17 protein-coding genes and 1 tRNA gene are annotated in these 21,274 nt (G+C 73.9%); 9 read left to right on the forward strand and 9 right to left on the reverse strand.

Annotated elements, in window-relative coordinates; translation table 11 throughout:
- Positions 1 to 19: 19 nt before the first annotated feature.
- Genes AC07DA_RS18395 through AC07DA_RS18405 form a run of 3 tightly spaced genes read right to left on the reverse strand, consistent with a single transcriptional unit; the run spans position 20 to position 3,015 of the window.
- On the reverse strand, positions 20 to 1,024 hold the full coding sequence (locus tag AC07DA_RS18395; RefSeq protein WP_479129192.1) for a Gfo/Idh/MocA family protein: 1,005 nt from the start codon (positions 1,022 to 1,024) through the stop codon (positions 20 to 22).
- 48 nt (positions 1,025 to 1,072) lie between these two features.
- Positions 1,073 to 1,849 (reverse strand): SDR family oxidoreductase, encoded by a 777-nt coding sequence (locus AC07DA_RS18400; protein WP_479129193.1) that lies wholly within the window; start codon positions 1,847 to 1,849, stop codon positions 1,073 to 1,075.
- 8 nt (positions 1,850 to 1,857) lie between these two features.
- Positions 1,858 to 3,015 (reverse strand): phytanoyl-CoA dioxygenase family protein, encoded by a 1,158-nt coding sequence (locus tag AC07DA_RS18405; RefSeq protein WP_479129194.1) that lies wholly within the window; start codon positions 3,013 to 3,015, stop codon positions 1,858 to 1,860.
- A 110-nt stretch (positions 3,016 to 3,125) separates the two neighbouring features.
- Here AC07DA_RS18405 and AC07DA_RS18410 point away from each other — a divergent pair, with 110 nt between their 5' ends.
- The gene (locus AC07DA_RS18410) at positions 3,126 to 4,157 is read left to right on the forward strand and encodes a LacI family DNA-binding transcriptional regulator (RefSeq protein ID WP_479129195.1); all 1,032 of its coding nucleotides are present in this window, start codon (positions 3,126 to 3,128) and stop codon (positions 4,155 to 4,157) included.
- Between the two features lie 125 nt (positions 4,158 to 4,282).
- Here the strand turns inward: AC07DA_RS18410 and AC07DA_RS18415 are convergent, their stop codons facing one another.
- The gene (locus AC07DA_RS18415) at positions 4,283 to 5,446 is read right to left on the reverse strand and encodes a Gfo/Idh/MocA family protein (protein WP_479129196.1); all 1,164 of its coding nucleotides are present in this window, start codon (positions 5,444 to 5,446) and stop codon (positions 4,283 to 4,285) included.
- A 111-nt stretch (positions 5,447 to 5,557) separates the two neighbouring features.
- Between AC07DA_RS18415 and AC07DA_RS18420 the strand changes: the two genes are divergently transcribed.
- The 3 genes from AC07DA_RS18420 to AC07DA_RS18430 all read left to right on the forward strand — a co-directional run bounded on the left by AC07DA_RS18420 (position 5,558) and on the right by AC07DA_RS18430 (position 7,645).
- Positions 5,558 to 6,574, forward strand: coding sequence for a LacI family DNA-binding transcriptional regulator (locus AC07DA_RS18420; protein ID WP_479129197.1), 1,017 nt, complete (start codon positions 5,558 to 5,560; stop codon positions 6,572 to 6,574).
- Positions 6,575 to 7,206: 632 nt separating this feature from the next.
- Positions 7,207 to 7,527 carry a hypothetical protein gene (locus AC07DA_RS18425; RefSeq protein WP_479129198.1) on the forward strand — a complete coding sequence of 107 codons (321 nt, stop codon included), beginning with the start codon at positions 7,207 to 7,209 and terminating at the stop codon, positions 7,525 to 7,527.
- A gap of 44 nt (positions 7,528 to 7,571) precedes the next feature.
- A tRNA-Pro gene (locus tag AC07DA_RS18430) sits at positions 7,572 to 7,645 on the forward strand.
- Positions 7,646 to 7,724: 79 nt separating this feature from the next.
- Here the strand turns inward: AC07DA_RS18430 and AC07DA_RS18435 are convergent.
- Both AC07DA_RS18435 and AC07DA_RS18440 read right to left on the reverse strand, forming a co-directional pair.
- A complete protein-coding gene (locus tag AC07DA_RS18435) occupies positions 7,725 to 7,934 on the reverse strand; it encodes a hypothetical protein (protein WP_479129199.1) in 210 nt (69 codons plus the stop codon).
- On the reverse strand, positions 7,927 to 8,634 hold the full coding sequence (locus AC07DA_RS18440; protein WP_479129200.1) for a DsbA family oxidoreductase: 708 nt from the start codon (positions 8,632 to 8,634) through the stop codon (positions 7,927 to 7,929). Before AC07DA_RS18440 ends, AC07DA_RS18435 begins: the two co-directional genes overlap by 8 nt.
- A gap of 355 nt (positions 8,635 to 8,989) precedes the next feature.
- On the opposite strand from AC07DA_RS18440, the gene AC07DA_RS18445 reads away from it, so the two are divergent.
- The gene (locus AC07DA_RS18445; RefSeq protein WP_479129201.1) at positions 8,990 to 10,195 is read left to right on the forward strand and encodes an IS701 family transposase; all 1,206 of its coding nucleotides are present in this window, start codon (positions 8,990 to 8,992) and stop codon (positions 10,193 to 10,195) included.
- Here AC07DA_RS18445 and AC07DA_RS18450 read toward each other — a convergent pair.
- The 3 genes from AC07DA_RS18450 to AC07DA_RS18460 all read right to left on the reverse strand — a co-directional run bounded on the left by AC07DA_RS18450 (position 10,183) and on the right by AC07DA_RS18460 (position 14,985).
- Entirely contained in the window at positions 10,183 to 12,147 is a 1,965-nt protein-coding gene (locus tag AC07DA_RS18450) for a helix-turn-helix domain-containing protein (RefSeq protein WP_479129202.1), read from the reverse strand. The two genes, AC07DA_RS18445 and AC07DA_RS18450, sit on opposite strands and share 13 nt — an antisense overlap.
- A gap of 338 nt (positions 12,148 to 12,485) precedes the next feature.
- Positions 12,486 to 13,736, reverse strand: a complete 1,251-nt coding sequence (locus AC07DA_RS18455; protein ID WP_479129203.1) for an MFS transporter — start codon at positions 13,734 to 13,736, stop codon at positions 12,486 to 12,488.
- Positions 13,737 to 13,911: 175 nt separating this feature from the next.
- A complete protein-coding gene (locus AC07DA_RS18460; protein ID WP_479129204.1) occupies positions 13,912 to 14,985 on the reverse strand; it encodes an alkene reductase in 1,074 nt (357 codons plus the stop codon).
- A 146-nt stretch (positions 14,986 to 15,131) separates the two neighbouring features.
- Here AC07DA_RS18460 and AC07DA_RS18465 point away from each other — a divergent pair, with 146 nt between their 5' ends.
- The 4 genes from AC07DA_RS18465 (at position 15,132) to AC07DA_RS18480 (ending at position 21,153) form a co-directional block, all read left to right on the forward strand.
- Positions 15,132 to 17,765: an ATP-binding protein gene (locus AC07DA_RS18465; protein ID WP_479129205.1), complete on the forward strand. Its 2,634-nt coding sequence runs from the start codon at positions 15,132 to 15,134 to the stop codon at positions 17,763 to 17,765.
- Positions 17,766 to 17,867: 102 nt separating this feature from the next.
- Positions 17,868 to 18,851: an NADPH:quinone reductase gene (locus AC07DA_RS18470; protein ID WP_479129225.1), complete on the forward strand. Its 984-nt coding sequence runs from the start codon at positions 17,868 to 17,870 to the stop codon at positions 18,849 to 18,851.
- Positions 18,852 to 18,955: 104 nt separating this feature from the next.
- Positions 18,956 to 19,495: an SRPBCC family protein gene (locus AC07DA_RS18475; RefSeq protein WP_479129206.1), complete on the forward strand. Its 540-nt coding sequence runs from the start codon at positions 18,956 to 18,958 to the stop codon at positions 19,493 to 19,495.
- Positions 19,496 to 19,584: 89 nt separating this feature from the next.
- A complete protein-coding gene (locus AC07DA_RS18480) occupies positions 19,585 to 21,153 on the forward strand; it encodes a class I adenylate-forming enzyme family protein (RefSeq protein WP_479129207.1) in 1,569 nt (522 codons plus the stop codon).
- The last annotated feature ends 121 nt before the right edge of the window (positions 21,154 to 21,274 follow it).

Below are 21,274 nucleotides of genomic sequence, written 5' to 3' on the forward strand. Positions count from 1 at the left end.
GGCTCCCGGCCCGGCCCGCTTACGCCTGCCGCACCTCCGCGATCGTGACGGGGCGGTGCTCGTGCAGCGACAGGGTGCACGCGTCGGCGATCCAGCCCGCCTCCAGCGCGTCCTCGATCGTGCAGGGGGAGGGGCGGGTGCCCGCCACGACCTCGGTGAACGCGGTCAGTTCGGCCCGGTAGGCCGCGGTGAAGCGGTCCATGAAGAAGTCGTGCGGGGTGCCCGCCGGGAAGGTCACGCCCGGCTCGACCGAGCGCAGCGGAAGCTTGTCCTCCAAGCCCACGGCAATGGAGTCCTGGAAGCCGTGGATCTCCATGCGGACGTCGTAACCGCGGGCGTTGTGCCGGGAGTTGGAGACCACGGCGAGCGTGCCGTCGTCGAGGGTGAGGATCGCGCCGGTGGTGTCGGCGTCGCCCGCCTCCTTGATGTACGCGGCGCCGCGGTTGCCGCCCACGGCGTACACCTCGGTCACCTCGCGGCCGGTCACCCAGCGGATGATGTCGAAGTCGTGCACCGAGCAGTCGCGGAAGATGCCGCCGGAGGCGGCGATGTACGCGGCGGGCGGCGGCGCCGGGTCCAGGGTGGTCGAGCGGACCGTGTGCAGGGTGCCCAGCTCGCCGCTGCGCACGGCGGCACGGGCGTTGACGAAACCGGTGTCGAAGCGGCGGTTGTAGCCGATCTGGATCGGCACGTCCGTGCCCTGGACGGCCTTGAGCACCTCGACGCCCTCGGCCATGGTCCGGGCCACGGGCTTCTCGCAGAAGACCGGAACCCCGGCCTCGACCCCGGCCAGGATCAGCGCCGGGTGGGCGTCCGTGGCGGCCGCGACGACGATCCCGTCGACCCCGGCGGCCAGCAGCGCCTCCGGCGAGTCCACGACGTCGGCCCCGAACCGCTCGGCGGCGGCCTTGGCGGCGCCGGCGAACGGGTCGGTCACGACGAGGGAGTCGACCGCGTCGAGACCGGAGAGGGTCTCGGCGTGGAAGGCGCCGATGCGGCCGAGGCCGAGGATTCCGATACGCATGGGGTGTTGCTCCTAGGGAGAGGCGGGGGGTTTCTTGCGGGAGGGGTCTCAGTCGAGTCCGCCGAGCACGTTCTGGTCCCAGTCGATCACCGACCCGGTGACCACGCCGGAGCGGTCCGACAGCAGGAAGACGACGAAGTCGGCGATCTCGTCCGGCTGGCCCAGCCTGCCCATGGGCAGCTTCGCCGCCGCTTCCTCGCGCCAGTCGTCCCCGGCCCCGTGGAAGGTCTTCTGCGTGGCGTCCTCGCCCTCGGTCGCCGTCCAGCCGATGTTGAGGCCGTTGACGCGCACCCGGTCCCAGCGGTGGGCGTGCGCGGCGTTGCGCGTCAGGCCGATCAGCCCCGCCTTGGCGGCGACGTACGGCGCCAGGAAGGGCTGCCCCCCGTGCGCCGACGACGTGATGATGTTGACGATCGTGCCGGGCGCCTCGCGCGCCACCATGTCCGCGACGGCGGCCTGCATCGCGAAGAACGGCGCCTTGAGGTTGATCGCGATGTGCTGGTCGAACAGCTCCGGCGTGGTGTCGAGCAGCGTGCCCCGGGACGTCAGCCCGGCCGAGTTCACCAGGCAGTCGACCCGGCCGTACGTCTGCACCGTCCGGGCCACGGAGGCCTTCGCCTGCTCGGCGTCCGCCAGGTCGGCGCGGACGAACACGGCCTTGCCGCCCGCGGCCGTCAGCTCGGCCACCAGGGCCTCGCCGGGACCGGGGCGCCGCCCGGTGACGGCCACGACCGCGCCCTCGCGGACCGCGGCCCGTGCGATGGCCGCACCGACGCCCTGGCTGCCGCCGTTGACCAGCACGACCTTGTCGTCGAGAAGTCCCATCGAATTCCTCAGCTCTCCCGCCGCCCGGCGGCGGCTCGCAGTTCCGTCCGGAACGCCTGGGGCGTCCACTCCTCGCGCAGCGCCCGCCGCATCAGGTCCGCCTGGGAGGGCGGGGCCAGACCCTCGGCCGGCGGGTCGCTGTCGAGGTTGGTCGGGAAGGGGTAGCCCTCGGCGCTCGCCGCGACCACGTTGTCCAGCCACGCCTGGTCGGCGCCCTCGGCCTTGCGCCTGAGCAGGACGGGGTACACGGCGTTCGCCACGGCCTGCCGGTCCACCGTCTCCATCGCGCGCCCGAACGCCGACGACACCTGCAGCAGGTTGGCCATGCGGCGGATGTCCGCCGAGCGGTTGGTGCCCGCGGCGTGGAACAGCGCCGGGTTGAAGAACACCGCGTCGCCCTTGGCCAGCGGCACCTGCACGTACCGCGCCTCGAAGTACGCCCGGAACTCCGGCAGCCGCCAGGCGAGGTAGCCCGGCGCGTACTTCTGCGAGTGCGGCAGGTACATCGTCGGCCCGGAGTCCACGGGCATATCGCAGTGCGCGACCGCGCCCTGGAGGGTCAGCACGGGGGAGAGGCGGTGCACGTGCGCCGGGTAGGCGGCCGCGGTCTCGTTCGACAGGAAGCCCAGGTGGTAGTCGCGGTGCACGGTCTGCGCCGCGCCGCCCGGGTTGACCACGTTGAGCTGGGAGGTGACCTGGTAGCCCGGGCCCAGCCAGGCCGTGCAGACCAGGGCGAGCACGTCGTTGGCGTAGTAGTCGGCGAACGCCTCGGCGTCGTAGAGGGCCGCCTTCTCCAGCGCGTTCCACACCCGGTCGTTGGCGCCCGGCCTGGCGAAGTGGTCGCCGGCCGTCGCGCCGGAGGCACGCTGTTCGGCGATGAGCCCCTCGAACACCGCGGTCGCCCGGTCGACGACCTCCGGGTCGGGGAAGGCCCCGCGGAACACGACGATGCCCGGGCCGTCGGCCAGGGCCCGCACCAGCTCGGCCTGGACCACGCGGTCGCCCTCGAGCAGGCCGCAGTCGTAGACCGGCACGTTCCGCTCGACGGCGGAGGCGTGCGGATAGTCGGCGGGGTCGGTCGCCTGCTCGACCAGCGCGCGGAACGCGTCGAGGTCGCAGTCCTGTTCGGACAGCCAGGCGCGGTGGTGTACGGACGTGAAGGACATCGTCGTCCCCTTCGGGGGTCACAGAGCGACGCAGCCCTGTCATTCTTGTCAGTACAAACCCCTCGAACAACCAGCAGCGAGCCATCAAAAACCCCTCAAGGAGCCGGCACGTGGGCCACCCCTTCCCGATCCGTGAGATCGCACGTCAGGCGGGCCTGAGCGAGGCCACCGTCGACCGCGTCCTGAACGGCAGGGGCGGCGTGCGCGAGAGCACCGCGCGGGAGGTCCACCAGGCCATCGCCGACCTGGACCGGCAGCGCACGCAGGTCCGGCTCGTCGGGCGGACGTTCATGGTCGACCTCGTGATGCAGGCGCCCGAGCGGTTCACCACCGCCATCCGGGCCGCCCTGGAAGCCGAGCTGCCGGCGCTGCACCCGGCGGTGCTGCGCTCCCGCTTCCACTTCCGCGAGACCGGCCCGGTCGGGGAACTGGTGCGGACCCTGGACCGGATCGCCCGGCGCGGCTCGCAGGGCGTGATCCTCAAGGCGCCCGACGTGCCCGAGGTCACCGCCGCGGTCGGCCGGCTCGCCGCCGCCGGTATCCCGGTCGTCACCCTGGTCACCGACCTGCCGTCCAGCGCCCGCCTCGCCTACGTCGGCATCGACGACCGGGCGGCGGGCGCGACGGCCGCGTACCTCATGGGGCAGTGGCTGGGGGAGCGGCCGGGCAACATCCTCACCAGCCTCAGCAGCGGCTTCTTCCGTAACGAGGAGGAGCGCGAGATGGGCTTCCGCAGCGCGATGCGGGCCCGGCACCCGGAGCGCACGCTGGTCGAGATCGCCGAGGGGCAGGGCCTGGACGCCACCCAGTACGACCTGGTCCGGGCCGCCCTGGAACGCGACCCGGACATCCGCGCCGTCTACTCGATCGGCGGCGGCAACATCGCCACCCTGCGCGCCTTCGACGACCTGGGCCGCGACTGCGCCGTGTTCGTCGCGCACGACCTCGACCACGACAACACCCGCCTGCTGCGCGAGCACCGGCTGTCGGCCGTGCTCCACCACGACCTGCGCCAGGACGTGCGCGAGGCCTGCCACACGGTCATGCGCGCCCACGGCGCCCTGCCCCCGGCCGGACCGACCCTGCCGTCGGCGATCCAGGTGGTGACGCCGTACAACATGCCGCCCCAGGCGGCCGTGTGATCCGCAGGCGGGAGACCGGCGGCCGGCTTCGTGCCCCGTCCCCGTCATGCGGGCGTGGCCGGTCCTCTTCCGGCGCGGGTCCCGCACGGCCGGCGCCTGCGGACCCGGGCCCTGACGGGCCGGTGTCACGCCGGCCCGCCCACCTCCGCCCAGGTGCCGCTCGCCGCCGAACGCGCCATCGCGTCCAGTGCGGCCGCGCTGTGCACGGCGTCGGCGAGCGTCGCCCCGTGGGGAGTGCCCTCGGCGACCGACCGCAGGAAGCGGTACGCCTCGATGACCTTCAGGTCGTCGTAGCCCATGGCGTTCGCCGCGCCCGGCTGGAACGCGGCGAACTCGCCGTGCCCCGGGCCGACGTACACCGTGCTCACGGACTGGTCCTGGTACGTCGTGCCGCGGCTGATCCCCAGCTCGTTCATGCGCCGGAAGTCCCAGAACACCGCTCCCTTCGTGCCGTGCACCTCGAAGCCGTAGTTGTTCTGCTCGCCGACCGAGACCCGGCAGGCCTCCAGCACCCCGCGCGCCCCGGAGGCGAAGCGCAGCAGGCAGCTGACGTAGTCCTCGTTCTCGACCGGGCCGAGTTCACCGCCCGCGGCGCGGCTGTGGCCCGCCGTCGCGCCGGTCGGCCGGGCCCGCTCCGGCAGGAAGATCGCCGTGTCGGCCGTGAGGGACGTGATGTCGCCCAGCAGGAACCGGGCCAGGTCCGCCCCGTGCGAGGCCAGGTCGCCCAGCACCCCGCTGCCCCCGCGTTCCCTCTCGTACCGCCAGGTCAGCGCGCCTTCGGGATGGGCCGCGTAGTCGCTGAACAGCCGCACGCGGACGTGCGTGACCGTGCCGAGTTCCCCGGAGGCGATCAGCTCGCGGGCCGCCTCCACGGCCGGGGCGTTGCGGTAGTTGAAGCCGACCGCGCCCTGCACGCCCGCCTCGGCCACCGCGTCCGCCACCGCGCGGGCGTCCTCGGCGGTCAGGCCGACCGGCTTCTCGATCCAGAGGTGCTTGCCCGCCCGGGCCATGGCGACGCCGATCTCGCGGTGCAGGAAGTTCGGCGCGGTGACGCTGACCGCCCGCACCCGGGGGTCGGCGGCCACCTCGCGCCAGTCCCGGGTGGTGGAGGCGAACCCGAACTGCGCGGCGGCCTCCTCCGCCCGGCCCGGCACCTCCTCGGCGACCGTCACCAGTTCCGGGGCGAGGGGCAGCTGCGGGAAGTGGTGCCGCACCCGCGCGTAGGCCTGGGTGTGCACCCGCCCCATCCAGCCGAATCCGACGACGGCGACGCCGAGCGTGTCCACCATGAGAGCCCCTCTTTGGACCGTTCCAGAACCTGTCCAGGCCACCCTGGGCGCGGTTTCCCGACGCTGTCAACCCTTTGACAAGCCCGCACCCCCCATGGAACGGTCCATGTCATGAGACCGCCGACCATCCGTGACGTCGCCGAACGGGCCGGCGTCTCCAAGTCGCTGGTCTCGCTCGTGCTGCGCGGCTCGGACCAGGTGCGCCCGGAGAAGCGGGACGCCGTGCTCCGGGCCGTCCGGGAGCTGGGCTACCGGCCCAACGCCGCCGCGCGCAGCCTCAGCGAACAGCGCACGCGCACCGTCGGCGTCCTCCTGAACGACCTGCGCAACCCCTGGTTCGTGGACCTCCTCGACGGCCTGAACTCCCTGCTGCACGCCCACGGCCTGCACATGCTGCTGGCCGACGCCCGCCTGAACCGCCGCACCGGGCAGGATCCGGCCGACCCGCTGCTGGACCTGCGCGTCGACGGCCTGGTCGTGGTGGGCACCCTGCCCGACCCGGCGGCCCTCGGCGCGGTCGCCGAGCGGATGCCGGTCGTCCTGGCCGGTGCCCGCGAGCCGGTGCCGCCCGGCGTGGACCAGGTCGCCGGCGACGACGAGCGGGGCGCGCGGCTGGTCACCGAGCACCTCATCGGCCTGGGCCACCGCCGCATCGCCCACCTCGCCGGTTTCGGAGCCGTCGGTGAACTGCGCCGCCGCAGCTTCGAGGCGACGATGCGCGCGCACGGCCTGGCCGACCGGGCCGTCGTGGAGGCCGGCGACATGACCGAGGAGGGCGGCTACCGCGCGACCGTCCGCCTGCTGAACCGCCCGGACCGGCCCAGCGCGCTCTTCGCCGTCAACGACATCGCCTGCGTGGGCGCCCTCTCCGCCGCGGAGGAGCTCGGACTGCGCGTCCCGCGCGACCTCTCCCTCGTCGGCTACGACGACACCAGCCTGTCCCGGCTGCGCCACCTGTGGCTCACCACCGTCGACAACGCCGGCCACGACGTCGGCCGCCGGGCGGCCCGCTTCCTCCTCGACCGGCTGGAACGGCCCGGGGGAGAGGGACGGCTCCACCTGGCCGCGCCGACGCTGCGGATCCGCGGCACGACCGGGCCGCCGGCCGGCCCGCCGTCCGGCGGCTGAGGGACGCAGGCCCGGCCGCGTCGGCGTCCCCGGCGAGGGCCTCCCTCGGCCACGCGCCCCCCGTCAGCCCGGGCGGGCCCGTGCGGACCGGCACGACCGGGGGACACCGCGAGGCGGCACCGCGGCCGCCGCGGTCCGACGGCACCACCCATATGACGATCACTCCCTCGCACGGCGAGAGCCGGGGAACCCGGCCCCGCCCTTCGCCTTCCGCCGTCCGCGCCCGCGCCTTGCCCGTCCTGTCCGACCGCGGCGGCACCGGCCGCTTCCGCGCCACACCCGGGCCGTGCCGCGGCGGTCGGCTGGCCGCCGTCGGCCAAGGACGAGCAGGGCTCCGGCGCCCTGGTGCCTTTGGGGCCGGCTCCACGGTCTGCGGCGGCCCGGCCCGGCCCCGGTCCGCGGTGGACGGCGGACGACCGGGGACGGCGTGGAGCGGATACGCGGCGGCGTGCACTGATCGCGCGCGCCGCCGCATGCGGCGCGCACGGACAGCGGTCGGCGCGTCAGCGCTCGGCCGGTGTCCCGTCCCGCCGTACGCCCTGGCCGGACGCGCCCGTGGAGCCCGCTTATGGTGTGCGGCATATGCCCGGGAGCGGATGCCCGGGCGTCCCAGAGGCGAAGGGGGCCACGGGGTGGACGAGGTGGGGGACCGGCGTGTCCGGCGGGCCGAGACGGCCGGGGGTGCCGTCATCGCACTCCTCGCCGTGGCGGCCTGCGCCGGACACGCCACCAAGGCGGAACTGCCCTGGTGGGCCGTCCTCGCGGTCGCCGTGTCGACGGCGGGGCTCGCCGGCTGGACCGGCGCGCGCATGGGCGGCAGGCGCTGCCCCCATGACGCGGGCACGCCGCCCGGCGGGCAACTGCCCGCCCGCGCCGCGTCCGGTGCCACAGGCCCTGAGCCCGTGCCCGTCCCGGGACCCGCGGGGCTGAACTCCCCTTCCCGTATGCGGTAGGGTCGACCTGCGCGATCACGCGGTTCACCCCGCACGAGGCGCATCGGGACGTGGCGCAGCTTGGTAGCGCACTTGACTGGGGGTCAAGGGGTCGCAGGTTCAAATCCTGTCGTCCCGACTTGCTGAGACAGCAGGCGGAAGGCCGTACCTCGGAATGCCGGTACGGCCTTCCGCTCGTCTCCGGGCCCACGCGTCCGTCAGCGGTCGCGGATCCCCAGCGCCACCAGCCGCCGGTCCGGTTCCGGCCCGGCCGCGGTCCCTCGCGCACCGGATCCGGGCAGCTCGTGGGGGAGCCCTTCCGCGATCCGCTCCAGGTACGCGCGCACGGACACCCCCGCGGCCGCGGCCGCCGCCGCGAAGCGGTCGTAGGCCGCCGCCGAGACGCGCAGCTCCCTCGTCTCAGACACCGGCCGGCCGCCCCCCCTCCGCCAGCAGGTCGAGCAACTCCCCGGCCCACGACGGGTCATAGCGGTCGAGGCGCGGCACACCCCCCTCGTCGGGAGCCTTCGTCCACTCGACGTGCGCGCCGGGATTGTGGGCCGCGTACCCGCCGGGCGCGAACAGGTGAGGGCTGCCCTGGACGCCGGGCCCCTGGGCGACGCGGAACTGCTCGTAGATCTCGGCGCGGCCGGCTCCGCGCTCCAGGGCCCGGCCCAGGGCCTGTTCGTCGACGTGCTCGCACCGCGCGGCGACGGCGAGGATCTCGGAGGGGATGCTGACGCACCGGCTCTCGACGTAGAACGCGTGCCGCAGCCCGGCGTCCAGTTCGTCGCTGCCGCGCAGGCCCCCGACGGACGGGTCCTTCGCGGCCTGCACCGCCTCCATCGCGGGCAGCATCGTCGACGGGTAGTCGTACTCCCGCCCCGCCCACAGGCGCCAGCCGAGGTCGGGGAGGTGCGCGGAGATCACCACGATCTCGGGCTCCACGATGAACTTGGGCGTGGGCTGGTGGTTGAACAGCTCCAGCGGGAACGCCCGGTGGTCGATCAGGAGGTCCTGCCCCCGTTCCCGGGCCGTGGTGCGCAGCGTGTGCAGGGCGAGGGTGGCCCACGGACACCCCAGATCCGACCAGACGGTGACGGGTCGTGGCTCCGGGGCAGCGCTCATGGTGTCCTCCTCGGTAGCGGGACCACACAGGGGTCCCGTCCTGTGTGCGGCGGCACGGAACTCCATGGTGACGCGCCTGCGGCACCCGGTGCCCGGCGCCGGTGACACTCTGTCAACTCCCTTGCGCACGGCTCTGCGGGCGGCGCCCCGGGGTCCGGGTGGTGGTCCGGACACCGCCCGCGCGGAGCGCCCCCGGCCGGACGGCCCGGGGGCGGGGGAGGCGATGGTGGCCCCGCCACCGCCACCCGTCACAAGTCCTGTGCTCCGTGTACCTGGGACCGTCGCCCCACCTGCCGCACAGTGGACGGGCAGCCCTTCGGATCGTCTTCGTCTACTCCCGATGGAGGGTCCGTTCATGAGTGTGGTCGCGCTGAGCCCTGACCGAGCGCAGAGTCCGACCATGCACGAGCCGTCGTACGCGTCCCCGTGCAACGTGTCGTTGCCGGAGATGTGTTCACTTCTGTTCGCCTCCTTGCCGCGCAGCGACCAACGCCGCAAGGGCATGGAGTACATACGTGGTCTACTGGAGGTGAGGGGACGCAAGTCCATACGCAACATCGCCGCGCTTGTCGGGGGACAGGCGACGGAACAGAGCCTGCACCACTTCATCAGCGACTCGAGCTGGGAGTGGGGACCGGTGCGCCGGGCACTGGCCCGGTACGTGGTGAGTGTGGCCCCGCCACAGGCGTGGGTGGTGCGGCCGATGGTCATCCCCAAGGCCGGACGGCACTCCGTCGGAGTGGAACGGCGCTTCTTCCCGGAACACGGTCAGATGCTCAACGCGCAGCAGGCCGTGGGGGTGTGGGCGGTCGGCGAGGAGACGAGCGTGCCGGTCAACTGGCGGCTGCAGCTCTCCCCGTCCTGGTTCGCCGACGACCGCCGGCGCCGTGCGTCGATCCCGGACGACGCGACGGCGGAGACCCTCGGCGAATGCGCGCTCCAGGCCTTCCTCGAGGCGGCGGCGTGGCGGTTGCCGCCCCGCCCCGTGGTGATGGACGCCCGCGGCGGTGACGTCGCCGCGACCGTGCCGAGGCTCCTCGACCGGGGCATGCCGATGATGCTCAGGGTGGACGACTCCCTGCGCCTGTCGGTGACGGACCCCGCGCTGAAGGGCTTCGGCGCCACCCCGAGGCCGGTGCGCCTGATCATGAGCGCGTGCCGGGGCCTGCAGCGGCCGGTGGTGTGGCCCGACGACAGCGGGACGGGCAGGCGCTGCGGGCTCGTCACCGCCGTACGGGTGGCACTGCCCGGTGCCGCGAGCCGCCGGACCGGGTCGTCGGACCTGCTCCTGCTCGGAGTGGGCAACGACGACCGGCGCCGGCCGCGGGAGGTGTGGCTGACCGACCTGACGTCGGTTCCGCCCGCGTCCCTCATGCGGCTGCGGGGGATGGTCCGCCGGGTCGACCGGGACTTCGCCCAAGGGGCCGACCAGGTGGGGATCCGCGACTTCGCCGGACGCTCCTACCGCGGCTGGCACCGGCACGTCACCCTCGCGTCGGCCGCGCACCTCCTCGCGGCCCTGGGCGACACCGATGACGGCGAACTCGACTACGCGTCCTGATCCCGTACCGCGTCCCCGGCCCGCTCCCCGCGCCCGCGCAGCACCCGCCGTATCCGGGACATCCGGAGCGCGAGCTGGATCTCCAGGGCGCGTTCCGGCCGCTGCCAGTCGGAACCGATGAGGTCACCGATGCGCTCCAGCCGGCGGGCCACGGTGTTGGGGTGCACGTGGAGCTTCTCGGCCGCGTACGTGGGGCTCCCACCGGTGTCGAAGTAGGCGTCCATCGTGCGGACCAGCTCCGTCAGGCGCTGCTCGTCGTAGTCGAGCACGGCCCCTATGGTGCCCTGAATGAACCTTTCGGCGTCCACCTGGTCCGACAGCAGCAGACCCACGAACCCCATCTCGTGGGCCGAGGCCGACGTCCCGGTGGCGCCGAGCGCGGTCATCGCGTCCAGGCAGCGTGCCGCTTCCCGGTACCCGTGGAGGACCGCGGCGGGGTCCGACACGGGTCCGGAGCCGCTGACCGTGGGCGGATCGCCGGGCAGGGACGACAGCTCGTCGTGCACCGTCCGGGCCGCGGCGCCCGGGTCGGTGCCCGGCAACAGCAGCACGATGTCGCCCTCGTGCGTCGTCTGCAGACCGTTCATACGGCGCGCGCAGGACGACGCCCGAGTCACGGCGTGCGCCCGGGCCTCCCCGTCGGTACGGGCGAGCACGACCACGTGCGGCTGGTCCAGGCCGATGCCGAGACGGCGGGCGCGCCGCTCCAGCACGTCCCGGGGCCGCGGGACACTGACCAGCAGGTCCCCGAGCAGTTCGTCCCGGAACTGCCCGTCCACGACCACGCCGCCGCCCTCCTGGAGGGACAGCAGCACCGCGGCGGCCCGGGCCGCGTGCCGCAGCAGCTCCGCGGTGTCGCCGGTCAGCACGGGACCGGCCTGCGCGTACAGGGCGCCCAGGTGGTGGCTGCCGGCCAGCACGGGCACGGACCAGACGCCGTCGCCCAGCAGGGCGGGCGAGGGGTCCAGCAGGGTCTCCGCGTCCTTCGCGGCGCGGGCGAGCTCCTCGTGGGCGCGTTCCGGCAGGTCCCCGGAGGTGGCGATCGCCGTGCCGCGCGGACCGCACAGCAGCACGGGAGCACCCAGTCTGAGGTGGCACTCCTCCACCAGCAGCTGCGGATCACAACCGCCGAGCACCAGGTCGAGCAGCGACCCCTGCGCCTCCACCAGCCCCCGCGCGTCGGCCAGTTCGGCCTCCGCGCGCAGTACCCGCTCCCGCAGCGCCGACATCTCGGCCACCGTCTCGTCCAGGTACACCGCCCGGTCCAGTGCCACACCGCCGATCTCGGCGAGCATGTTCGCCAGCGCTATCTCGTCGGCGGAGAAATGGCGCACACTGCGGTCCGCCACGTGCAGGGACCCCGCGGTGGGGGCGGCACGGCTCAACGGCACGGCGAGGACGGCGTGCAGTCCCTCCGCGCTGATCCACCGGTCGAGCTCGTCGGCGTGGTGGAAACTGTCGTCCGTCAGGTAGTCGGAGGTCCACAGCGGCGCACGGTGCGCCAGTACGGCGGCGGCCAGTCCGGCCCCCCTCGGTAATCGCAACCGCGTGTTCAGCATCGTGACGTGACCGTCCAGCGCGTGCAGCCGGAGCGCCCCGTCGTCCTCGGGGGCGGGCAGCGTCACCCAGGCGACGTCGGCGCCGAGCAGCAGCCGCGCCCGGCGGGTGATGATCTTGAGGGTGTCCTCGACGGTGTGCGGACTGGCCAGGTCGGAGGCGGTGTCGACGAGCGTGGCGAGAGCGGCGCTCCACTGCTGACGCCGCTCCAGCCGGGCCTGGACGCCCAGGGCCAGCCGCTTGGTCCGCTCCACCCGGCGCAGGTCGGCGCCGGTCACCCCCTGCCTGCGGGCCTCGTCGACCACCGTCTCGAAGCGGCTCGCCGGCCCTTCACCGGCCAGGAGGTCCACCAGGGCCAGCACGGCCGCCACCGCTTCGTCCTTCTTCTGCGACACGAGGCCCTCCGGTGTCTCGTTCCCCAACCGCCGGCAGTGACGGTGCACGACGGCCGAGTCGCGCGGACCAGGGCCCACCGAGCGCAACAGGAGGACTCCCGCGCGCATTCCGCGGACCGGGCCCGCGAACCGGGAGCCGCAGCCTCTCCCCCCACATGGTCACCTGGTGGCCTGCGGACCGGAACGGTGCCGGCCCACGACCGGGCAGGCGGACAGTCCTTGCGCGAACCCCCTGGGCGATTATGCCAGTTGGCGCATGTAGAGGTGCTTTGGGAAACGTGGTGTGCGCCGTCACACCCACGCGGTGTGACGGCGCACCCGGACCGGACGCCGGCGGCTCAGAGCGCCAGGAGCGAGACGATGGCGGGACCGAACGCCGCGCCGAGGAGATAGGACAGGTTGAACATGCCGATGGCCTGGGGACGTTGGTCGTCGGGCACGGACGAGGTGGCGTGCACCGCGAACGCTCCCTGGCCCGAGGCCGCCGCGATCGACGTCAGGGCCTGAGCGGCCAGCAGGACCGCGGCGGAGGTGCCGAGGACCGCCAGCACCGTGCCCAGCACGGCGAGACCGGCCAGCGCGGTGATCACGACCCGGCGTCCCGTCCGCGCCGAGACCGCGACGACGAACCAGGACAGGGCGCCGCCCAGCAGCAGCGGCCACACCATGGCGACGCCGATCTCACTGGTGGACCACGACGTGTGGTCCTCCAGCCGCTCCGGAATCGCGTACATCATGCCGAAGTTGACCACCGCCAGGCACAGCGCGAGGCCCGACGGGACCAGGAAGCCCGGGGCGCGGACCAGGGCGGCGGGGACGAAGCCCCGCGGCCGCGCGCGCAGGTGGGCCGCCAGCAGCCCCGCGGCGAGGACGGAGCACACACCGGCCACCAGCGGCTGGTGCGGCACGAACACCAACGCGGTGACCAGCGCGGTCAGCAGCACCGCGCCCCGCGGGTCGAACGGCTCCCGGGTGACCGGAGCGCCGTGCGCGCACCGGACCACGGCGAAGGGCACGGCCACCGCGCTCAGCACCGGCAGTGCGAGCGTGGCCTGCCAGGACAGCACGTCGTTGACGAGGGAACCGGCCAGCGGGGCCGTCGAGCCCACCACGGCGAGCGAGGCGGTGACCAGTCCCATGGCGCGGGGCGAACCGGCGAGGCTCATGGCCGTCGCCGTGAGGCCGGCCGTGCCCAGGCCCATCAGGGCGGTGCCCAGGACGAGGACCGGCAGGACGGCTATGCCGGCCACCAGGCCCGCGCCCAGCAGGACGAGCAGACCGCACACGGTGAGCGCGGCACGCGCCCCGCGGCGGTCCAGCAGCCCGGCCAGCAGGGGCGTTCCGACCGCTATGCCCCAGCCGAACGCGGTCACCGTCCAGGTGGCGGCGCCGGTCGAGACGCCGAGGTCCCGCGCGGCGTCGTCCAGGACCAGGGCCGGGCCCGCGATGCCGAAGGAGAGCGGGCCGGCCATGAGGGCCAGCCAGAGGGCCGCGGGTCCGTGGAACGGGCCGCGGGCATCGGATGCGTGAGGTTTCCCGCCCGGCGCGGCGGGATGCGGGGCGCCGGACTCGGCGAGTGAGTTGCTCATCTGTGCTCCCTGAGCGGTCGGTCGTCGCTGGACCACCCTGGCCCGGACCGGCGGTGCAGCCCTTCGGGGGAAAAGGAGCCGGCCGGGCCAGGGAGCGGGGGGACGGGCGGGACGGGAGCGGGGCGGGGCGGGCAGGACGCCCACCGCGTGCCCCGCTGCCGCCTGCCCGGTCCGATCAGCCGTCCAGCGTCGGGTAGTCGGTGTAGCCCCGGTGGTCGCCTCCGTAGAAGGTCTCCGGGTCGGGGGTGTTGAACGGGCCGCCGGCCTTGATCCGCTCGGGCAGGTCGGGGTTGGCGAGCCACAGCGAGCCGATGCTCACCGCGTCGCAGAGTCCCTCCTCCAGGACCGTCTGCGCGGCCTCGGGCGTCACCGCGGCCTCCTCGCCCGTGGCGTGCGGGTTGAGGATCAGCACACCGGGCCACTCCTTGCGGATCAGCCGCGTCACGTCACGGGCGCCGAACTCCATGAGGTGGACGTAGGCCAGGTTGAGCGGCGCCAGGGCGCGGACCAGCGCCTGGTACAGCGCGGCCGGGTCGCGTTCCTCGATGCCGTTGGCCGTGTTGCCGGGGGAGAGGCGGATGCCGACCCGCTCGGGGCCGATCGCGTCGCTGACCGCCTGGGCGACCTCCACGGCGAAACGGATGCGGTTGTCGATGCCGCCGCCGTAGGCGTCGGTGCGGAGGTTGGTGTTGTCGGCGAGGAACTGGTGGATCAGGTAACCGTTGGCTCCGTGCAGTTCCACCCCGTCGAACCCGGCGTCCATCGCGCACTTGGCGGCCGCGATGTGGTCCTCCACCGCCCGGGCGATGTCCTCCAGGTCCATGGCCCGGGGCGTCGGGTGGTCCAGCATGCCCTCCGGCGTGTACATCCGCCCGCCCGAGGGCACCGCCGAGGGCGCCACGGGCAGCGCGCCGTCCGGGTAGAGGCTGGGGTGCCCGATGCGGCCGGAGTGCATCACCTGCACGAAGATCCGGCCCTGCTTCTCGTGCACCGCGTCGGTCACCCGGCGCCATGCCTCCACCTGCTCGGGCGTGTGCACGCCCGGGGTGTCGATGTATCCCTGCCCGATCACGCAGGGCTGCGTGCCCTCGGTGATGATGAGACCCGCTCCGGCGCGCTGGGCGTAGTACTCCGCCGCCAGCGGGGTCTGCACGCCGTCCCTGGCCCGGCTGCGCGTCATCGGCGCCATGACGAGCCGGTTGGGCAGCGTCAGCTTGCCCAGGGACAGCGGTTCGAAGAAGTGGCTCACGATCTCCTCCATCGGGGAACCGGCTTGTTCCACACCGTAGGAAGGGGGACGGCCGGTCCGAATCAGTAAGATTTCTGAAACCGGATACGTACTTCGGGACGGCTTGCCCACCGGTGGGCCGCATCACGGGGAGTGGGGGCACCGACGTGCTGTACGGCAGGTCCACCGAGCTGGCGGCGCTTGAGGATCTGGCCGCAGGGGCCCGCGAGGGACGCAGTGGTGCCCTGGTCCTGCGGGGCGAGGCGGGCATCGGGAAGACCGCCCTGCTGGACCGGGCGGCTAAGTCGGCCTCGGCGTCCGGCATGCGGGTCCTGCGGGTCACCGGGGTCGAACCGGAGGCGGACCTCGCCTTCGGCGGGCTGGTGCAGTTGCTGTGGCCGGTGCAGGACCGGCTGGACGCCCTGCCCGAACCCCAGGCGGAGGCGCTGCGGGCGGTGCTCGGAACGGGCAGCACGCGGACGCAGGACCGGTTCCTGACCGGGCTGGCCGTACTCACGCTCCTGGCGGACCTGGCCGAGCAGGGGCCGTTGCTGTGCCTCGTGGACGACGCCCAGTGGCTGGATCAGGCCACCGCCGACGCGCTGCTCTTCGCCGCCCGGCGGCTCGCCGCCGAGCAGGTGGCCATGGTGTTCGCGACCCGGGACGAGGGGTTCGCCGCGCCCGGTCTCACCGAGCTGCGGCCCTCGCGGCTGGACACCGGCGACGCGGTGAGCCTCCTCGCCGACCTGGGCCTGGCCCCCGCCCTGCGGGACCAGGTCATCGCCGAGTCCGCCGGCAACCCGCTGGCGCTCATCGAGTTCGGGGCCGCCCGCCGCGACGACCCCGGCAGGTTCACGCCGTTGACGGTCGCCGACCGCGTGTTGTCGTCGTACCGCACCCAGATCGCCGCACTCCCCGAGAAGACGCGGCTGGCGCTGCTGTTCGCCGCGGCCGAGGGGCGGGGCGACCTGCCGCTGCAGATGAAGGCGGCCCGGACGCTGGGCGTGGGCCTGGAGGACCTGGAGGACGCCGAGCGGGCCGGCCTGATCCACGTGACCGAGAGCAGCGTGGTGTTCCGCCACCCGCTGATCGGGACCGCCGCCTACCAGGGGGCCGTGCTGGCCCGGCGCATCGCCGTCCACCAGGCGCTGGCCGACGCCGCGGAGGACCCCGACTGCCGGGCCCGGCACCTGCCGCTGGCCACCACGTCACCCGACGACGCGGTCGCGGCCGAGCTGGTCGCCGCCGCCGAGCGGGCCACCGACCGCAGCGCCTACGCCGCGGCCTCGCTCCTGCACCAGCAGGCCGCCCGGCTCACCCTCGACCGCCGTGCCCAGGCGCACCGGCTCACGGACGCCGCGACCTGCGCGCTGAACGCCGGGCACGCGGGCCAGGCCCGGGGCCTGGCCGAGCAGGCCGAGCAGGCGGCCGCCGAACCGGAGGACCTGGCCCGGCTGGCCTCCGTGCGGGCCGCCGTGATGTTCGAGTCGGGAGACCGGCGGGAGGCCGCCCGCCTGCTGCTGCGCCGGACGGACGCGGCCGGTCCCGTCCTGGGCCGGTCCCTGCTGCGCACCGGCGCCACGTACGGCTGGTTCGCCGGCGACGCGGACTCGGTGCGGGAGGCCGCCCGGCGGCTGGCGTCCTCGGGGGAGGCCGACCCGATGGTGGAGGGCATGGCGTGTCTCGTCGACGACGACTACGCCCGCGGCCTGCCCCTGCTGGAACGCGCCGTCGCCGCCGGCCGGGACGGCTCGGACGCGGCGCGGACCCGCGCCCTGCACAGCGCGATCCTGCTCGGGGACGACGCCACCGCCATGGAGCTGGCCACCGCCGAGGTGGCCCGCTGCCGCGCCCGGGGACTCATCGGCGCCCTGCCGCAGGCCCTGCACCTGCTGGCGGAACGCCAGGTGCTCGCCGGGGCGCACCGGGACGCCGAGGCGTCGGTGGCCGAGGCCGTGGAGATCGCCCGCGACACCGGGCTGCGCGAGCGCGTCGCCTGGCTCAACGGCGTCCCGGCGCGCATCGCGGCGATCGAGGGCGACGAACAGCGCTGCCGCGACCTCACACGCCACGTGCCCGAGGTGGGCGGACCCGCCCGCGCGAGCGCCCTGAGCCTGCTGGAACTGGCGCGCGGCGCCTACGAGTCCGCGCTCGGCCGGCTGGAGGCCGCCGCCGGCCCGGGGCCGCAGCGCCACACGGCACTGGCCATGGCCATGGTCGCCGATCAGGTGGAGGCCGCCGTACGGCTCGGGCAGCACGAGCGGGCCGAGCGGCCGGCGCTCGCCTTCGAGGAGTGGGCGCGGGCCGGCCGGCAGCCGTGGGCGCTGGCGGTGGCCCACCGGTGCCGGGCCCTGGTCGACGGACGCGAGGAGGACTACCGGCGGGCGGTCGGGCTGCACGAACAAGCCCGGCGTCCCTTCGAACGGGCCCGCACCGAGCTGCTGTACGGGGAGTGGCTACGCAGGGCCCGGCGGCGCAGCGAGGCGCGTGCCTCGCTCCGGTCGGCCCTGGAGCACTTCGAACGGCTGCGCGCCGCGCCCTGGGCGGAGCGGGCCCGGGCGGAGCTGCGGGCGGCGGGCGACGCGACGACGGGCGCCAAGGCGACCGCGGAGAACGTCCTCGACCGGCTGACCCCGCAGGAACTGCAGGTCGTCCGGCTGGCGGCCGACGGCAACAGCAGCCGGGAGATCGCGGCCCAGCTGTTCCTCAGCCGCAGGACCGTCGAGCACCACCTGTACAAGGCCTATCCCAAGCTGGGTGTCGGCTCCCGGCGGGAGCTGGCCCGTCTCAACCTGGTCTGACGGTCGGATCTGACAGACACGGCCCCGATCTGACAGATCCGCGAAGGCTTCGGCCCGCTCGCGGACGCGACCCGGTCCGGTTTGCCAGAATCCGTGACCATGATGCGTGCTGCCTACATTGAACAGCTCGGATCTCCGGACGTCATCCGTTACGGTGATCAGCCCACGCCCGAACCGGGGCCCACCGACGTCCTGGTGGACGTCACGGCCGTCTCCGTCAACCACGTCGACACCTTCGTGCGCTCGGGTGCCTGGCGGACCCCGCTCGCCTTCCCCTTCGTCATCGGCCGGGACCTCACCGGCACCGTCGCCGCGGTCGGCGCCGGCGTCCACCGGTTCCGGCCCGGCGACCGGGTGTGGTGCAACAGCCTCGGCCACGACGGCCGCCAGGGGGCCGCCGCGGAGCGGGTCGTGGTGCCCGTGGACCGGCTGTACCGCCTGCCGGAGGGTGCCGACCCGTACGAGACCGTGGCGCTGGCGCATCCGGCCGCGACCGCCTACCTCGGCCTGTTCACCCACGGGCGGCTCCGCGCCGGCGAGACCGTCGTCGTGGTCGGCGCGGGCGGGAACGTGGGGAGCGCCCTGGTGGTGATGGCCGCCGCCGCGGGCGCGCGGGTCGTCGCCGTCGCCTCCGCGCGGGACGCCGCGTACTGCCGCGGCCTCGGCGCCGGCCACGTGGTCGACTACCGGGATCCCGACGTGCCCGGACGCATCCGCGCCGCCGCCCCCCAGGGCGCCGACCTGTACCTCGACGCCTCCGGCACCAACGACCTGGAGACGGCGGTGGACCTGCTCGCCGGCCGCGGGCGGATCGTGCTGCTCGCCGGGCTGCGCTCCCGGCCCGTGCTGCCGGTGGGACCGCTGTACCTGAGAGACCGTTCGATCCACGGCTTCGCCATCTCGCACGCTACCGCCGACGAACTCGCCGAGGCCGCCAGTGCCATCAACCGGCTGGTCGCCGACGGGAGCCTGCGGCCCCGGGCGATCGAGCGGCTGCACCTGGGCGACGCCGCCGAGGCACACCGCCGGCTGGAGGAGGGAAAGGTGCACGGAAAGCTCGTCCTCGACGTGGCCGCCACGGTCTGAGGCGAGCGGGGCGTACGGCGCCGGTGAAATGCGGGAATTCGGACCTGACAAATGAGAAAGCCGCTCTTTGACCGGCGTCGGACGGCCTCGACAGAATTCTGCACATGAACTCAATCATCGACACCTCGCCGCTGTTCGAGCTCAGGGCCGACATTCACATTTCCGCGAGCCCGCTCGAGGTCTACTCCGTCGTCAGCGACCTGCCGCGCAGTGCCGAATGGAGTCCCGAATGCCGGGGCGGCACGTGGGTGTCCGGCGAGCCCTCCACCGTCGGCGCCGTCTTCCGGGGCGAGAACCTGCGCAGCGAGGACGTGGTGGCCTGGGCCCCCCTGGTGCGCGGCGTCTGGCACACCGAGTGCCGCATCACCGCCGCCGAGCCCGGCCGCACCTTCCAGTGGATGATGCTCACCCACGCCCGCGAGGACCAGGAGAGCATCTGGGGCTTCGACATGGCGCCCGACGGCGACGGCTGCGTGCTCACCCACCACTTCCGCATGGGCCGGGCGACCGCCGGCATCCACAAGATCGTCGCCGACCTGGACGAGAACGACCGCAAGCGCTTCGTCGCCGACTGGACCGCCAAGCTCGAACAGGACCTCGACGCCACGCTGAAGCGCATCAAGGACGTCATCGAAAAGCGGTGACAATTCCCCGGTGATCCGTACGGGAGCCTGAATTCAAACGGCCCGCCGCACGGCTGAGGAACAGTCACGGCGGAGGAGAGGGTGGGCAGATGTTTCTCCAGCGCATCGGAAACAAGGGAATTCGGCTGGGCACGCTGTTCGACCGGGCGGCGGCCCGGTACCCGGCGAATTCCGTGATTCTCGACCATGATCTCGACGTGGCTCCGGAGCGCGGGCGCCGCATGACGCTGACGGAGGTCGCCGACCTGGTCGACGACCTGGCCTCGCGGTTGTGGGCGGCGGGTGTCCGGCCCGGGGAACGCGTGGTCGTCCACAAGACCAACGGGTTCGACATCACGCTCATGGCCTGCGCCACGGCCAGGATCGGCGCCGTCCCGGTCCTGCTGTCCCCGAAGCTCGACGGCGCCACCGTGTGCGAGCTGGTGCGCCGCGTGGACCGCCCCTACCTGGTGACCGACCAGGACAAGCTGGACCACCACCTGCCCGCCGACATCTTCGGCCTGACCCGGCAGGTGCTCCTCGCCTCCGGCAGCCACGAGGAGGCCGTCGAGCTCGCCTCGCTGGCCGGCTCGGCCCGGGTCGAGCCGGTGACCATGCCCCCGGACCACCCGACGCTGGTCACCCACACCTCCGGGACGACCGGAACGCCGAAGCTGGCGGTGCACACCGGGCGCACCTTCCAGGCGCGCTACCGCCCCCAGGGGACGGTGGCGTCCCTGGTGAGCCGCAAGGAGCCGGTGGCCATCCACGTGTCGTTCGTGCACTCGCGGATGTTCACGGCCATGCCCATCACGATCCTCCAGGGACACCCGATGATCATCCTCCGGGACGACGACCCGGAGGTCGTGGCCGAGGTGTTCCGGCAGGCCCCACCGGGCCTGATCGAGGCGCACCCGAACACGTTCCTGCGCTGGGAGGTGCTGGTCGACGACCCGCGCCGGCCGCTGGCGAACGTCAAGTACTTCAGCAGCACCTTCGACGCCATCCACCCGCGCACCGTGCACCTCATGCTCACGGCGTCACGGCGCGAGTCGCCGCAGTTCGTCCAGATGTACGGGCAGAGCGAGGTCGGTCCGATCGCCGGGCGCACCTACTCGAAGAAGCGCGGCGCGGACGCCGACGGCCGCTGCGTGGGCTCCCCGTTCCCCGGCATGACCGGTGTCCGTGTGGTCAGCCGCGACGGCAGGCGGCCCACCAAGTCCAACCCCGGCTACATCGAGGTGCGTTCCGACGGACGGATCGTCACCTACCTCGGCGAGCACCAGCGCTGGGAGAAGCAGGCCGACGGCGAGTGGTGGCGCATGGGCGACCTGGGCTACCGCACCAAGTGGGGCTGCCTGCACCTGCTCGACCGGGAGGTCGACGAGATCGAGGGCATCGACAGCACCCTGGAGATCGAGGACACCCTCTTCGCCCGGATACCGGAGCTCGTCGAGGTCATCATCGTCCCCGACGAGGACGGCAGGCCCCTGCCCGTGGTGTGCACCCGCGACGACAAGCCGCTCGACCTGGCGGCCTGGAAGCGAGCGGTGGCCGGCCTGCCCGCGATGGCGGAACCCGTGCAGTGGAAGCTCGACGACCTGCCGCAGACCGCCACCACCAAGATCAAGCGGCTGGAGCTGGCCCGGCTGCTGAAGGCGGAGCGGGCGGGAGCGTAAGCCCGCTCCCCGCGCCGCCCCCTCCCGGGGCGCGGGCCCATCGCCCCCCGTGGGCCCGCGCCCCCGTCACCCCCCGTACGGCGGCCCGACGCCACGCGCCGGGCCGCCGTCCCCAGCCGAG

The sequence above is a fragment of the Streptomyces sp. NPDC044921 genome (assembly GCF_056432865.1).

Coding starts and splice junctions, on each gene's coding strand:
- AC07DA_RS18445 (WP_479129201.1), top strand. CDS start 8,990: ATGAGTGTGGTCGCGCTGAGCCCTGACCGAGCGCAGAGTCCGACCATG.
- AC07DA_RS18395 (WP_479129192.1), bottom strand. CDS start 1,024: ATGCGTATCGGAATCCTCGGCCTCGGCCGCATCGGCGCCTTCCACGCC.
- AC07DA_RS18400 (WP_479129193.1), bottom strand. CDS start 1,849: ATGGGACTTCTCGACGACAAGGTCGTGCTGGTCAACGGCGGCAGCCAG.
- AC07DA_RS18405 (WP_479129194.1), bottom strand. CDS start 3,015: ATGTCCTTCACGTCCGTACACCACCGCGCCTGGCTGTCCGAACAGGAC.
- AC07DA_RS18415 (WP_479129196.1), bottom strand. CDS start 5,446: ATGGTGGACACGCTCGGCGTCGCCGTCGTCGGATTCGGCTGGATGGGG.
- AC07DA_RS18475 (WP_479129206.1), top strand. CDS start 18,956: ATGAACTCAATCATCGACACCTCGCCGCTGTTCGAGCTCAGGGCCGAC.
- AC07DA_RS18470 (WP_479129225.1), top strand. CDS start 17,868: ATGCGTGCTGCCTACATTGAACAGCTCGGATCTCCGGACGTCATCCGT.
- AC07DA_RS18455 (WP_479129203.1), bottom strand. CDS start 13,736: ATGAGCAACTCACTCGCCGAGTCCGGCGCCCCGCATCCCGCCGCGCCG.
- AC07DA_RS18420 (WP_479129197.1), top strand. CDS start 5,558: ATGAGACCGCCGACCATCCGTGACGTCGCCGAACGGGCCGGCGTCTCC.
- AC07DA_RS18480 (WP_479129207.1), top strand. CDS start 19,585: ATGTTTCTCCAGCGCATCGGAAACAAGGGAATTCGGCTGGGCACGCTG.
- AC07DA_RS18440 (WP_479129200.1), bottom strand. CDS start 8,634: ATGAGCGCTGCCCCGGAGCCACGACCCGTCACCGTCTGGTCGGATCTG.